General features: G+C 69.3%; 13 protein-coding genes and 1 pseudogene. 7 read left to right on the top strand and 7 right to left on the bottom strand.

Annotated features, from left to right (window positions below):
* Both ACIKT0_RS06650 and ACIKT0_RS06645 read left to right on the top strand, forming a co-directional pair.
* Positions 1 to 184: pseudogene (locus tag ACIKT0_RS06650) on the top strand (hypothetical protein); the annotation flags it as partial.
* 103 nt (positions 185 to 287) lie between these two features.
* Complete coding sequence (locus ACIKT0_RS06645) at positions 288 to 1,742, top strand: sodium:proton antiporter (RefSeq protein ID WP_407104577.1); 1,455 nt, start codon at positions 288 to 290, stop codon at positions 1,740 to 1,742.
* A 33-nt stretch (positions 1,743 to 1,775) separates the two neighbouring features.
* Here the strand turns inward: ACIKT0_RS06645 and ACIKT0_RS06640 are convergent, their stop codons facing one another.
* The 3 genes from ACIKT0_RS06640 to ACIKT0_RS06630 all read right to left on the bottom strand — a co-directional run bounded on the left by ACIKT0_RS06640 (position 1,776) and on the right by ACIKT0_RS06630 (position 4,334).
* The gene (locus ACIKT0_RS06640; RefSeq protein ID WP_407104576.1) at positions 1,776 to 3,392 is read right to left on the bottom strand and encodes a phosphoenolpyruvate carboxykinase (ATP); all 1,617 of its coding nucleotides are present in this window, start codon (positions 3,390 to 3,392) and stop codon (positions 1,776 to 1,778) included.
* A 146-nt stretch (positions 3,393 to 3,538) separates the two neighbouring features.
* Positions 3,539 to 3,904, bottom strand: coding sequence for a DUF2470 domain-containing protein (locus tag ACIKT0_RS06635; protein ID WP_407104575.1), 366 nt, complete (start codon positions 3,902 to 3,904; stop codon positions 3,539 to 3,541).
* 154 nt (positions 3,905 to 4,058) lie between these two features.
* The gene (locus ACIKT0_RS06630; protein ID WP_407104574.1) at positions 4,059 to 4,334 is read right to left on the bottom strand and encodes a hypothetical protein; all 276 of its coding nucleotides are present in this window, start codon (positions 4,332 to 4,334) and stop codon (positions 4,059 to 4,061) included.
* A gap of 190 nt (positions 4,335 to 4,524) precedes the next feature.
* Here ACIKT0_RS06630 and ACIKT0_RS06625 point away from each other — a divergent pair, with 190 nt between their 5' ends.
* From ACIKT0_RS06625 to glyS, 5 genes are all read left to right on the top strand, one after another.
* A complete protein-coding gene (locus tag ACIKT0_RS06625; RefSeq protein WP_407104573.1) occupies positions 4,525 to 5,388 on the top strand; it encodes a S49 family peptidase in 864 nt (287 codons plus the stop codon).
* A 75-nt stretch (positions 5,389 to 5,463) separates the two neighbouring features.
* Complete coding sequence (locus ACIKT0_RS06620) at positions 5,464 to 5,652, top strand: hypothetical protein (RefSeq protein WP_407104571.1); 189 nt, start codon at positions 5,464 to 5,466, stop codon at positions 5,650 to 5,652.
* A gap of 6 nt (positions 5,653 to 5,658) precedes the next feature.
* Positions 5,659 to 5,958: a hypothetical protein gene (locus ACIKT0_RS06615; RefSeq protein ID WP_407104570.1), complete on the top strand. Its 300-nt coding sequence runs from the start codon at positions 5,659 to 5,661 to the stop codon at positions 5,956 to 5,958.
* Between the two features lie 59 nt (positions 5,959 to 6,017).
* Positions 6,018 to 6,935 (top strand): glycine--tRNA ligase subunit alpha, encoded by a 918-nt coding sequence (locus ACIKT0_RS06610; RefSeq protein ID WP_407104569.1) that lies wholly within the window; start codon positions 6,018 to 6,020, stop codon positions 6,933 to 6,935.
* Complete coding sequence (glyS, locus tag ACIKT0_RS06605; protein ID WP_407104568.1) at positions 6,935 to 8,992, top strand: glycine--tRNA ligase subunit beta; 2,058 nt, start codon at positions 6,935 to 6,937, stop codon at positions 8,990 to 8,992. The genes ACIKT0_RS06610 and glyS overlap by 1 nt, the downstream gene beginning before the upstream one ends.
* Positions 8,993 to 8,999: 7 nt before the next feature.
* Here glyS and ACIKT0_RS06600 read toward each other — a convergent pair whose 3' ends face one another.
* The 4 genes from ACIKT0_RS06600 to ACIKT0_RS06585 form a co-directional block, all read right to left on the bottom strand.
* Positions 9,000 to 9,221, bottom strand: coding sequence for a hypothetical protein (locus tag ACIKT0_RS06600; RefSeq protein ID WP_407104567.1), 222 nt, complete (start codon positions 9,219 to 9,221; stop codon positions 9,000 to 9,002).
* Positions 9,222 to 9,365: 144 nt separating this feature from the next.
* Positions 9,366 to 11,216: an ABC transporter ATP-binding protein gene (locus ACIKT0_RS06595; protein ID WP_407104565.1), complete on the bottom strand. Its 1,851-nt coding sequence runs from the start codon at positions 11,214 to 11,216 to the stop codon at positions 9,366 to 9,368.
* A 75-nt stretch (positions 11,217 to 11,291) separates the two neighbouring features.
* Positions 11,292 to 11,708 (bottom strand): RNA polymerase-binding protein DksA, encoded by a 417-nt coding sequence (gene dksA / locus ACIKT0_RS06590; protein WP_183395381.1) that lies wholly within the window; start codon positions 11,706 to 11,708, stop codon positions 11,292 to 11,294.
* A 153-nt stretch (positions 11,709 to 11,861) separates the two neighbouring features.
* On the bottom strand, positions 11,862 to 12,266 hold the full coding sequence (locus ACIKT0_RS06585; protein WP_407104564.1) for a flagellar assembly protein FliX: 405 nt from the start codon (positions 12,264 to 12,266) through the stop codon (positions 11,862 to 11,864).
* Between the last annotated feature and the right edge of the window lie 353 nt (positions 12,267 to 12,619).

Raw genomic sequence — 12,619 nt, 5'->3', positions numbered from 1 at the left:
GGCGAGCGCCGTCCGCGGGCTGCTCGCCGCCGGCGGCGTCCCGGACACTCGCTTCGCCACCGTGCAGGGCAAGGCCTCGAGCGAGCCGATGTTCCCGGACGCGCCGCAGATCGCCGCCAACCGCCGCGTGACGATCTCGCTCACCGCCGCGCCGGGCGCGATTCCGATGGATCTGAAGCCCTGAGCGGGCGAATTGCTCTGCGATCGTCCGCCGGGCCGCGCGGCCTTGGCGCGCGCCGCCCCGCCGTCCGGGCCTTGAACCACCAGAGTCTTCCGACGAGGTCCGCATGACCACGCGCCGCGCCGAGCGACGGCTCCTTCCGCAACTCGCGGCCTTCGTGATCGTGCTCGCGGCCGTCCTGTACGCCCTTGATCCCATGCTGCGGCGGGTGATCTCGGGCCATGTCGACGGGCAGGAGCTGTCGCTCGCCTGGGTCGCTCCTCTGGTGGGGCTGCTCGGCTCGATCGCGATCCTGCCGCTCGCGGCCCCGCATTTCTGGCACCACCATTACGGGAAGGTGGCGGCCTTCTGGGCGGCTCTGCTGCTGATCCCGTTCGGCTTCGTCCATGGCGTCGGTCCGGCGGCCACGGAGGTGATCCACGCCGCGGCCGCCGAGTATGTGCCGTTCGTCGTGCTGCTGTTCACGCTGTTCACGATCTCGGGCGGCGTCCTGGTGCGGGGAAATCTCCACGGCAGCCCGGCGGTGAACACCGCGCTGCTGGCGGTCGGCGCCCTGCTTGCGAGCGTGATCGGGACGACCGGCGCCTCGATGGTGCTGATCCGCCCGCTGATCCGGGCGAACGACCATCGCCGGCGCAACGCCCATGTGGTGGTGTTCTTCATCTTCCTGGTGTCGAACATCGGCGGCTCGCTGACGCCGCTCGGCGACCCGCCGCTGTTCCTGGGCTTCCTCCAGGGCGTCGATTTCTTCTGGACGGCTACGCATCTCGCGCCCGAGACCGGGATCCTGATCGCGATCCTTCTGCCGCTGTTCTATGTGCTGGACCGCTGGTTCTACGCCCGCGAGGGTTTCTCGCCGAAGCCCGATCCGTCGCCGGATTCCCCGCTCGGCGTGTCGGGCCTGCGCAACATCCCGCTGCTCGCCTGCGCGGTCGCGGCGATCCTGATGAGCGGCTTCTGGAAGCCCGGGATCGAGTTCGACGTCTACGGGACGCACGTGTCGCTGCAGGCGGTGACGCGCGACGCCATTCTGATCGTGCTCGCGCTGATCTCGCTGAAGATCACGCCGGCCGAGTACCGGGAGCGCAACGGCTTCGACTGGGAGCCGATCCGCGAGGTCGCCAAGCTTTTCGCCGGCATCTTCGTGACGCTGATCCCGGCCCTCCTGATCCTGAAGGCCGGCATGAACGGCGCCGCCGCCCCGCTCGTCGCTCTGGTGTCGGACGAGTCTGGCGCGCCCCGCCCCGCCGTCTATTTCTGGCTGACCGGCCTGCTCTCGAGCGTGCTCGACAACGCTCCGACCTACCTGGTGTTCTTCAATCTCGCAGGCGGCGACGCCGCGGAGCTGATGACCGTCAAGGCCAAGACCCTGGCGGCGATCTCGGGCGGCGCAGTGTTCATGGGGGCGCTCACCTATATCGGCAACGCTCCGAACTTCATGGTGCTGTCGATCGCCCGCAACCGCGGCGTCGAGATGCCGAGCTTCTTCGGCTACATGGCCTGGTCGTTCGCCGTTCTGATCCCGTGCTTCGCGGTGGTCACCGTGCTGACCCTGATGTGAGATCGCCCCGGGCGCCCTGTGGGCGCCCTCCGGCTACTCCGCGGCCTCGCGATATTCGTGCGGCCCGGCCGCGGCGACTTCGGGATCGACCGAGTCGCCGAAGGCCGCGAAGTTCGACTGGAACATCGTCATCACCTTGCGGGCGGTGGCGATGTAGACCCGCTTGTCGGCCCAGGCCTTGCGCGGGCGGAAGAGCATCGTGTCGACGCCCGGAACGCTGTACGGCACGGTGAAGCCGAAGAACTTGTCCGTATAAGTCTCGACCTCGTCGAGCGATCCGTCGAAGGCCGCGGCGATGAGCGCGCGCGTCGCCTCGACCGGAACGCGCCGGCCGACGCCATAGGCGCCCGCGGTCCAGCCGGTGTTGACCAGCCAGCACTTCACGTCGTGCTCCACGATCAGGCTGCGCAGCATCTCGCCATAGATCGCGGCGGGGCGCGGCATGAAGGGCGCGGCGTAGCAGGCGGAGAACGTCGCCTCGGGCTCGCGCGCCCCCTTCTCGGCGTCAGCGACGCGCGACGTGTAGCCCGAAAGGAAATGATAGACGGCCTGCTCGGGCGTCAGCCGGGCGATCGGGGGCATCACCCCGTGCACGTCGCAGGTCAGCAGCACGAGATTGGCGGGGTGGCCGGCCACGGCCGACGCGCTGACGCCTGGAAGCGAGGCTAGGCCGAAGGCGCAGCGCGCATTCTCGGTCCGGGCGCGCGCCGTGAGATCGGGCTCGCGCGTCTCCGGATCGAGCGGCACGTTCTCCAGCAGGGCGCCGAAGCGGGTGGCCGCGCCGCGCAGCCCCGGATCGGCCTCCGCCGACAGCGCCGCCGCCTTGGCGTAGCAACCGGCTTCCAGGTTGAAGACGCCGTCCGGGCTCCAGCCGAGCGCGTCGTCGCCGATGAGGCTGCGCGCCGGGTCCGCCGCAAGCGTCGTCTTGCCGGTCGCCGAAAGACCTACGAACAGCGCGACGTCGCCATCGGGACCGACCGAAGCGGCCGCGTGCAGGGGCAGCGCGCCGCGGTCCGGCAGCAGGTGGTTCATCACCGTGAGGATCGCGTGCTTGATCTCGCCCGCATAGGCCGTGCCGCCGACCAGCACGATGCTCCGCGTCAGGTCGATCGCCACCACGGTCGCGGACCGCACGCCATGCCGCTCCGGATCCGCGCGGAAGGACGGCATGTCCAGCACCGTCAGTTCCGGCACGAAGCCGGCGAGTTCGTCAGCGCCGGGCTCGACCAGCAGCGTCCGCACCGCCATCGAGCGCCAGGCGTATTCGCTGAACGTGCGCACCGGCAGGCGGCGCTCGCGGTCGGCGCCGACATGGAGGTCCTGGGCGAACAGCTCGCGCCCCTGCGCGTGGGCCAGGAAATCCTGGCGCAGCGTCTCGAACTGCTCCGCCGTGAGGCTCGCGTGCGCGTTCCAGTCGACCGCGTCCTCGGTCGCCTCGTCGCGCACGATGAACTTGTCTTCGGGAGATCGCCCGGTGTGCGGGCCTGTGTCGACCGCGAGCGCGCCGCTCGAAGCGAGCGCGCCTTCGCCGCGCCGGACCGCCCGCTCGACGAGCGCCGCAGGCCCGAGGTTCCAGTTCACGCCCGCGAGCGCCTCGAAGCCAAAGGCTTCCGCGCCGAAGTCGCGATTCCAAACGCCGATCTGCCTCAACGCGTCTCTCCTTGGCTCGAGAAGGTCGCCCTGACGGGCGCCGTCGCTAGCACGCGAGGCGCGGCATCAAACAGCTAAAAGCGACCTCAACGTGACCGTCCGATAGTCTCGCCTTCACGTTTGGCCGGGCGCCGGGGCCGGCTGGCTCACCGTTCGGGGGCGCGCGAACGCGCCTCGCTCACCAGCTCGACGAGCGCGCGCCGAACCTCGCCCGGTCCCGTGACGGGCTGTGGAAAGCGCAGGTAGAGGGCGCGGCCGTCGAGGCCCAGCTCGCAGCCGAGCGGATCGGCGCCCTGAAACATCCAGTGGCCGTCCGGAGCGCCGAGCAGCGCGGTGGCGTAGAGGCGCGTCGCGTCGGCGTGGTCCTCGTTCATGTGCTCGACCACGCCGGCCTCGGCCGCGAGCAGCGCTTCCGCGCCCGCGGTCTCGGTGCGGATCTCCGGCCAGCCGAGATCCACGATCCGGCCGAAGCCCGCCACGAGGTGACAGCCCTCAGGCTCCAGCCTGAGCATGTTGAAGTCCGCGAAGTCGAAATAGAGTTCGGACTCGCGCTGGCTGGCGCGCCAGCCCGAGTCCGAACTCTATTTCGAGGGGCGACGCGGCGATCCCGCTGGATCGCCCGAAGCCGTAGGAGGCGCCCCCTCGGGGCGCCTCATCGGTCGGGCCTCAGTAGCGGCAGACGCGGCGGTTCGTGACGACGTAGCGGTAGCCGTTCCAGTAGCGGCGGCTGACGGTGCGGCAGCGCGGCCCGTAGGAGCGGTAGGCGCGATACGGCCGGTAGTACGGCCGGTGGGGCCGGTAGTAGGGCCGATAGTGGTGGCGGTGGCCGTAATAGGGGCCACCCCCGACGTCGAGGTAAACGCCGGCCGAGGCGGGCGCGGGAGCGACCGCGAAAGCGCCGGCCGCGAGAGCTGCGGCGAGAACAAAGTTACGAACCATCATGTCCTCCTCGAAAACCACTGTGGGCGCGCCCAGCCGCCAGCCGGCTTTGTCCCTGAGACGGGCGGCGCCCGGCTTGGTCCCATGAATGGGGCGCGGGCGCTGAACCGATCATGATCCCGATATTCAGTCGGCGTTCATCCACGCGCGGCGCGGCGTTGTGAACGCGCGGCCTAGGCCTATATCCAGCCGTATGAGCACATCCTTCGCAACACTGCGCCGCCTCGCCGGGCCCGTTCTTCCCGAACGCCTCAGAGACGGGAGACCGGTTGTGCCGGTCGTCCGGCTGCATGGCGCGATCGGCATGGGCGGCCCGCTTCGTCAGAACGTGACCATGGCCGGCGTCGCCGCGGCCCTCGACAAGGCGTTCTCCATGCCGGGCGCGAAGGAAGTCGCGCTGATCGTGAACTCGCCCGGCGGATCGCCGGTGCAGTCGCATCTGATCCACCAGCGCATCCGAGCGCTTAGCCGGGAAAAGGAGCTCGGCGTCGCGGCCTTCGTAGAGGACGTCGCGGCCTCGGGCGGCTACATGATCGCCTGCGCGGCCGATGAGATCGTCGCCGACCCGTCGTCGATCGTCGGATCGATCGGCGTGGTCTCCGCCGGGTTCGGTTTCGACCGCGCGATCGAGCGGCTCGGCATCGACCGACGGCTCTATGCGTCCGGACGCAACAAGGCGATCCTCGACCCGTTCCAGCCGGAGAAGGCGGAGGACGTCGAGCGGCTCAAGGATCTCCAGCGCGAGGTGCACGAACACTTCATCGCGCTCGTGAAGGAGCGCCGCGGCGCGGCGCTGTCCGATCATCCGGACATGTTCACCGGAGCGTTCTGGTCCGGAGCGGCCGCGCTCGGCCTCGGCCTCGTCGACCGGCTCGGCGATATCCGCACCACCATGCGCGAGCGCTGGGGCGACAAGGTCGAACTCAAGTCCGTCACCCCGAAGACGTCGCTTCTGAAGCGGCTCTCCGGGCGCAGCGAGGGTGTCGGCATGGGGCTCGCGGAAGAAGCGCTCGCCGCGATGGAGGCGCGTGCGCTGTGGGGCCGCTTCGGTCTTTGACGCGCCGCCCCATGGCGGCCAAGATCACGGATGATGGTCGATAGGCCATCCTTGGCCCTGACCGGAGCCGCGCCCATGCCGCCCTTCTTTCTGATCGCCGCCGCAGCCGCCGGAGCGGTGTTCGGCGCCAAGGCCCTGAAGCGCGAATGGCGGCGGGTGAACCGCGAGCTCGACCGCAATGAAGCGGCGTCGTCGGTCGCCGAGCGGTCCCAGCGCCCGACCCTGAGGCGCGACCCCGCCACCGGCGAATGGCGGCCGCAATAGGGGCTGATGGCGGGTCCGTTGACGCACCGACTCTACGAGTTGCTCGATCTGCTGGATAGAAGTCGCATCGCGTATCGGATTGATCGGCACCGTTCCGACACCGTGATGATCACAGCGACGCTGGTCGGCGAGCGCGTGGAGATCGACGTCTTCGCCGACGGGCACATCGAGTATTCGCGCTTCAGGGGAGACGAAGGGGTGGAGTGCGACGACGGAGGCCTTCTCCGGCTGTTGCGCGAACATTCGGAGGAGGATGCTCGATTGTCGCGTTCATCCGGAGGGGATCGTTCAGGCGCCACGCCTTGACCCTCCGGGGCGCCCCCACTAGCGTCCGCGCGCCTTCGCACCGGACGCCCGACCGCCTCATGACCGACGACCCGATGAGCCCCAAGAAGTCCTTCCAGGGGCTCATTCTGACTCTGCAACGCTTCTGGGCGGAGCAGGGCTGCGTGATCCTGCAGCCCTACGACATGGAGGTCGGGGCAGGGACGTTCCATCCCGCCACCACCTTGCGGGCGCTCGGGCCGCGGCCCTGGAAGGCGGCCTATGTGCAGCCCTCGCGGCGGCCCAAGGACGGTCGCTATGGCGAGAACCCGAACCGGTTCCAGCACTATTACCAGTTCCAGGTCATCCTGAAGCCGAGCCCGGCCAACCTCCAGGACCTCTACCTCGACAGCCTCAAGGCGATCGGTCTCGACCCGACGGTGCATGACGTGCGCTTCGTCGAGGACGACTGGGAGAGCCCGACCCTCGGCGCCTGGGGGCTCGGCTGGGAGTGCTGGTGCGACGGCATGGAGGTGTCGCAGTTCACTTACTTTCAGCAGGTCGCGGGCGTCGACTGCAACCCGGTGTCCGGCGAGCTGACCTACGGGCTCGAACGTCTCGCGATGTATATCCAGGGCGTCGACCGCGGCTTCGACCTCAACTTCAACGGCCGCGAAGGCGCCGAGAAGGTCACCTATGGCGACGTGTTCCGGCAGGCCGAGCAGGAATATTCGCGCTTCAATTTCGAGAACGCCGACGTCGAGCTGCTGAAGCGGCACTTCCAGGACGCCGAGCAGGAGTGCAAGGCGCTGATCGAGGCCGGGGAGGCCGACGGCCGGCTGATGGCGATGCCGGCCTATGACCAGGCCATCAAGGCGAGCCACGCCTTCAACCTGCTGGACGCCCGCGGCGTGATCTCGGTGACGGAACGCCAGAGCTACATCCTGCGCGTGCGCGACCTCGCCAAGGCCTGCGGCGCCGCCTGGCTCAAGACCGAAGCCGGCGGAGCGGCTGCCTGATGCCCGATTTTCTTCTCGAACTTCTCTCCGAAGAGATCCCGGCGCGCATGCAGGCGCGGGCGGCGGACGATCTCAGGCGGCTCGTCACCGACGCGCTGGTCGAGCGCGGCCTGACCTATGAGGGCGCCAAGGCCTTCGCCACGCCGCGCCGGCTGGCGCTGGTCGTCGTGGGCCTGCCTGCGCGGCAGCCGGATCGCAGCGAGGAGCGCAAGGGTCCGCGCGTCGGCGCGCCCGAGAAGGCGCTCGAGGGCTTCCTGAAGGCGGCGGGCCTCGCCTCGATCGACGAGGCGGTCGTGCAATCCGATCCGAAGGGCGACTTCTATGTCGCCCGCAGCGTGAAGGCCGGCCGCGCGACCGCGGAGGTCATCGCCGAGATCATGCCGGGGATCATCGCCGGCTTCCCGTGGCCGAAGTCGATGCGCTGGGGCTCGGGAACGCTGCGCTGGGTGCGGCCGCTGCATTCGATCGTCGCGACGTTCGGCTCGACCCAGGAGGAGCCGGAGATCGTTCGCTTCGAAGTGGGCGGCATAGCCTCCGGCGACGTCACCCGCGGACACCGCGTCCACGCCCCTGGAGAGATCCGGGTGAGGCGCTTCGACGATTACGTGGACGCGCTGCAGAAGGCCCATGTGGTGCTCGACGCCGAGCGGCGCCGCGACATGATCCGCGCCGACGCCCGCACGCTCGCACAGGCGCAGAACCTCGAACTGGTCGAGGACGAGGCGCTGGTCGATGAGGTCGCGGGCCTCGTCGAGTGGCCGGTCGTGCTGATGGGCGCCTTCGAGGAGGAGTTCCTCGAAGTCCCCGAGGAGGTCATCCGCGCGACCATCCGGGCGAACCAGAAGTGCTTCGTGCTGCGCCGCGCCGACGGCCGGCTCGCCAACCGCTTCATCCTCGTCGCCAATCTGGAGGCGGCGGACGGCGGCGCGGCGATCATCCACGGCAACCAGCGCGTGGTGCGCGCCCGATTGTCCGACGCCCGGTTCTTCTGGGAGACCGACAAGAAGACGCCGCTCGCCGACCGGCTGGAAAAGCTGAAGGCGATCACCTTCCATGAAAAGCTCGGCACGCAGCATGAGCGCGTCGAGCGCATCGAGCGGCTTGCCCGCGAGCTTGCGCCGCTGGTGGACGCCGATCCTGACAAGGCCGGGCAGGCGGCTCGGCTCGCCAAGGCCGATCTCGTCACCGAGATGGTCGGCGAGTTCCCCGAGCTGCAGGGCCTGATGGGCCGCTATTACGCTGAGGCCGAGGGGCTCGACCCCGAGGTCGCGGCTGCGCTCGAGGAGCACTATCGGCCGCAGGGCCCTTCCGACCGCGTCCCGACCGGGCCGGTGTCGATCGCGGTGGCGCTCGCCGACAAGATCGACACGCTGGTCGGCTTCTGGGCGATCGACGAGAAGCCGACGGGCAGCAAGGACCCTTACGCGCTCAGGCGAGCGGCGCTCGGCGTCGTGCGCATCATCCTGGATAACGGGCTGCGGCTGCGGCTGCTCTCGGTTCTGCGCGCCGAGGTGGCGGTGGATCTGCTGGCCTTCTTCGCAGACCGCCTCAAGGTCCAGCTCCGCGAGCAGGGCGCGCGGCACGATCTCGTGGACGCCGCTCTTGCGGCCGGCCTGGACAAGCCCGTCAACGACGACCTCGTGCTGATCGTCCGGCGGGTCGAGGCGCTCGGGAAGCTGCTCGAGACGGACGACGGCAAGAACCTGCTCGCCGGCTACAAGCGCGCCGCGAACATTCTTCGTGCCGAGGAGAAGAAGGACGGCGCCGGCGCCTTCGAGGGCGAGGTCGACTGCGCTCTGCTGACGGAGAAGGCCGAGATCGACCTGTCCAAGGCGCTCGATCTCGCCGCGCCGGCGGCCGCCGAGGCCGTGCGCCAGGAGGATTTCGCGCTCGCGGCGGCGGCGCTCGCCAAGCTCCGGCCGGAGGTCGACGCGTTCTTCGATCAGGTGACGGTGAACGCGCCCGATCCTGCGCTTCGCGCAAACCGGCTGAAGCTGCTCGCGCGGCTAAGGCGTGCGACGCGCGCGCTCGCGGACTTCGACCGCATCGCCGGCTGAGGCTGCGCTACTGCGCGTGCAGGACGTGAACGCTCGCGGGCCGCGGGCGGGCCGCGCGCTCGGCGAGTTGCGCCCGCGCGAAGCAGCGGTAGAGCGACCTTTCCTCGGCGGACGCCCCTGCTTCAGGGTCCGGGTCGACGCTCAGCGACCACGGCCGGTTCGGGTGGTCGCGGCGGAAAAGGTTCATGGCGAGGGATTCGACTGGATCGATCATGGCGCGCATGGACATGGAGGCCTCCCAGCGCGCCAACGCTGCGGTTCAAGTCGCGTTCAACGATTTTCACTTCATTTGCGGGGTATGCTTAGCAGAGCGTTGCCGAGCACTGATGAGAGCTGCTCGGGGGTTGGCCGTGCGCCGAGGCGGCCTGACGTCCTATTCGGCCGCCGCCTGGGTAGGCCCGTCGTCGAGGAAGCCGCCCGACTGCCGCCGCCACAGCGCCGCGTAGAGGCCGTCCTGCGCGATCAGCTCGGCGTGCGAGCCCTGTTCGACGATGCGGCCCTCGTCCAGCACCACCAGCCGGTCCATCCGTGCGATCGTCGACAGCCGGTGCGCGACCGCGATGACGGTCTTGCCGGCCATGACGGCGTCGAGGCTCGTCTGGATCGCGGCCTCGACCTCTGAATCGAGCGCCGAGGTGGCCTCGTCGAGCACGATGATCGGCGCGTCCTTCAGGATGACGCGCGCGATCGCGATCCTCTGGCGCTGCCCGCCGGAGAGCTTTACGCCGCGCTCGCCGACATGCGCGTCATAGCCAGTCCGGCCGTGCAGGTCGGTGAGGCTGAGGATGAAGTCGTGCGCCTCGGCGCGTTTGGCGGCGGCGACGATCTCGTCATGGGTCGCGGCAGGGCGGCCATAGGCGATGTTGTCCCGAATCGACCGGTGCAGCAGCGAGGTGTCCTGCGTCACGACGGAGATCTGCTCGCGCAGCGATTCCTGCGTCGCCCGCGCGATGTCCACGCCGTCGATCAGGATGCGGCCGGAGGCCGGATCGAAGAACCTGAGCAGGAGGTTCGCGAGCGTCGACTTGCCCGCGCCGGAGCGGCCGACCAGCCCGATCTTCTCGCCGGGCCGGATGTGGAGCGAGAGGTCGTCGATGATCTTGCGGGGCGTCCCGTAGCCGAAGCTCACGCGTTCGAACCGCACGTCGCCGTGGCGCACCGCGATCGGCTGGGCCTTCGCGTCGTCGGCGAGTAGCAGCGGCCGGGCTATGGTCGCGAGCCCTTCCTGCACGACGCCGACATTCTCGAAGATCGCCGAGACCTGGAAGGCCACCCAGCCGGACATCGAGACCACCTGCCACGACAGCGGGATGGCCATGGCGACGGCGCCGATCTCGATCGAGCGCGACGACGCCAGTGCGATCGCGGAGATCGTGATCGCGGAGACCAGCATCGCGTTGAGGATCTGGAGCGAGACCGCGAAGGTCGTGACCAGCCGGAACTGCCGCTGAAAACGCCCCATCAGCGTGTCCATCGCGTCGCCCACATAGGAGTCTTCAGCGCGGGCGCGCGCGAACAGCTTCACGGTCAGGATGTTGGTGTAGGTGTCGACGATCCGGCCGGTCAGCTGTGAGCGCGCCTCGGAGGCCGCGCGCGAGCGGTCGCGCATGCGCGGCACGAAGCGCCAGATCAGCGCCGCGTAGCCCACGAACCAGACGCCGAGCGGGATCGCCAGCCGGGGATCGGCGGTGGCGAGCAACACCATCGCGCTCACGCCGTAGACCGCGATGTACCAGACCGCCTCGACCGTCTGGACGATGCTCTCGCGCAGCGCCGGCCCGGTCTGCATCACCTTGTTGGCGATCCGGCCGGCGAAGTCGTTCTGGAAGAAGCCCCAGGACTGCCGGACGACGTGGTAGTGCGACTGCCAGCGGACCAGGTTCGAGAACCCCGGGGCGATCGCCTGGTTCGCGATCAGTCCGCGTCCGAACAGCACGGCGGGTCGAAAGATCAGGAGCGTGACGACAAGCCCGCCGATCAGCGGCCAGCCTTCCGCGAGCAGCCGTTCCGGCGGCGTGTTGGTCACCAGCGCGACGATGCGGCCCACGAAGAACGGCACCGAGGCGTCCGCGAGGCCGAGCAGCAGGCCCGCCAGCAGGAGGCCGCCGAACAGGCCCTTGGCCTGCCGCAGGAAGTGCCAGTAGAACCCGAGCAGCCGCGCCGGGGGCTCCGGCCGCTCCGGAGGCGCGGTCGGATCGATGATCGATTCGAATAAGCGGAACATGCGCCAGCATATGGCGCCTGCGCGGGGCGAACTTAAGGCTCCGCCCGCCGACCCGCGGTGGCGGAGCCGCTCGGCTCAGTCGTCGCGATAGACCTTCTCGCGGCGCTCGTGGCGCTCCTGCGCCTCGATCGACAGCGTCGCGATCGGGCGGGCGTCGAGGCGGCGGAGCGAGATCGGCTCGCCGGTCTCCTCGCAATAGCCGTAGGAGCCATCCTCGATCCGGGCCAGCGCCGCGTCGATCTTTGCGATCAGCTTGCGCTGCCGGTCGCGGGCGCGAAGCTCGATCGCCCGGTCCGCCTCGGACGACGCCCGGTCGACGAGGTCAGGATGGTTCTGGTTTTCGTCCTGCAGGTGCTCAAGCGTCTCGCGGCTCTCGCGCAGGATCTCCTCGCGCCAGTTGAGCAGCTTGTCGCGGAAGTACCTGCGTTGCCGCTCATTCATGAACGGCTCGGTCTCGGAAGGCCGATAGTCGTCTGCCAACTCGACGCTCATGTGGATGCCTCTGGGTACCGCACGCAGGGGAGCTCGGACGGCGCGGAATATACTCATCCGATGGCCGCCCGACAATCGCTTCCGTTAACGACCAACCCTTTGGAACAAATGAGTTATTCTCGAGTACGTAAAAACCCGTGCGTGCATTTCAGGTCAAAGTCCGCGCTTTGCGAGCTCTACCTGGACGCGCACCTCTATCGCGGAAAGGGTGTCGTCCAGAGCCGCGTCGCCCGTCTGACCGCATCGCCCCGCGAGGTTCTGCGCCATCCCGGCCAGGAGCTGCGCATCCGCGCGCCCTTCCACCAAAGCAAGTCTCAGGCCATCGAGGGCGTCCAGCAGGCCGCGTCCTCGCCGCACCGCCCGTCGACGCCTTTCGCGCGGCGTCTCCTCCTCGGCCTGCAGCGCCAGCAGCGCGCCCAGCCCTTGGGCCGAGAGGGTCGGCGGGGCCTGGCGCGCCGTTTCCGTCGCGGCGGAGTCCGAGAGGCGGAAGCCGCCTGACGACGTTTGCCGCGCGGCGCCGCCGCCCGAGAACGCGCGACCGAGACCGTCGATTCGCATCCTGCCGCCCCCGCAGCGGTTCCTTCCGCTCGACTGCCACTTGAAGCCATCATGCTTAACCGCCCGTTAACGACCCGGCAGAATCTGCCGGCTCCGGCGGAATATTGCCGGGCCCGCGAACGTCCCGTCCCGGCGTCGCGCCTGGCCTGACGCCTCATTCTCTTGGAACGGCGCCCGCGGCACGGTCCTCGCATTGGAGTGCGCAGAGAGTCCCGTTCTGCGAAGCGCCGCCAGATGTCCCAGATCACCATCCGCCGTCTCGTCTCGGCCGCGCTCGTCGCGGCGGCGGCCTGCTGGACGGTCTTCTCCGCCGCGGCCGCCGACACCGCGGCGACGGCCGATCTCGGGCAGCG

Origin of the sequence: Hansschlegelia beijingensis, from assembly GCF_045505405.1 — a bacterium.
GTDB lineage: Bacteria > Pseudomonadota > Alphaproteobacteria > Rhizobiales > Methylopilaceae > Methylopila > Methylopila beijingensis_A.
The sequence above is the reverse complement of the archived record's forward strand: the minus strand, read 5'-3'. Positions and strand labels throughout refer to the sequence as shown.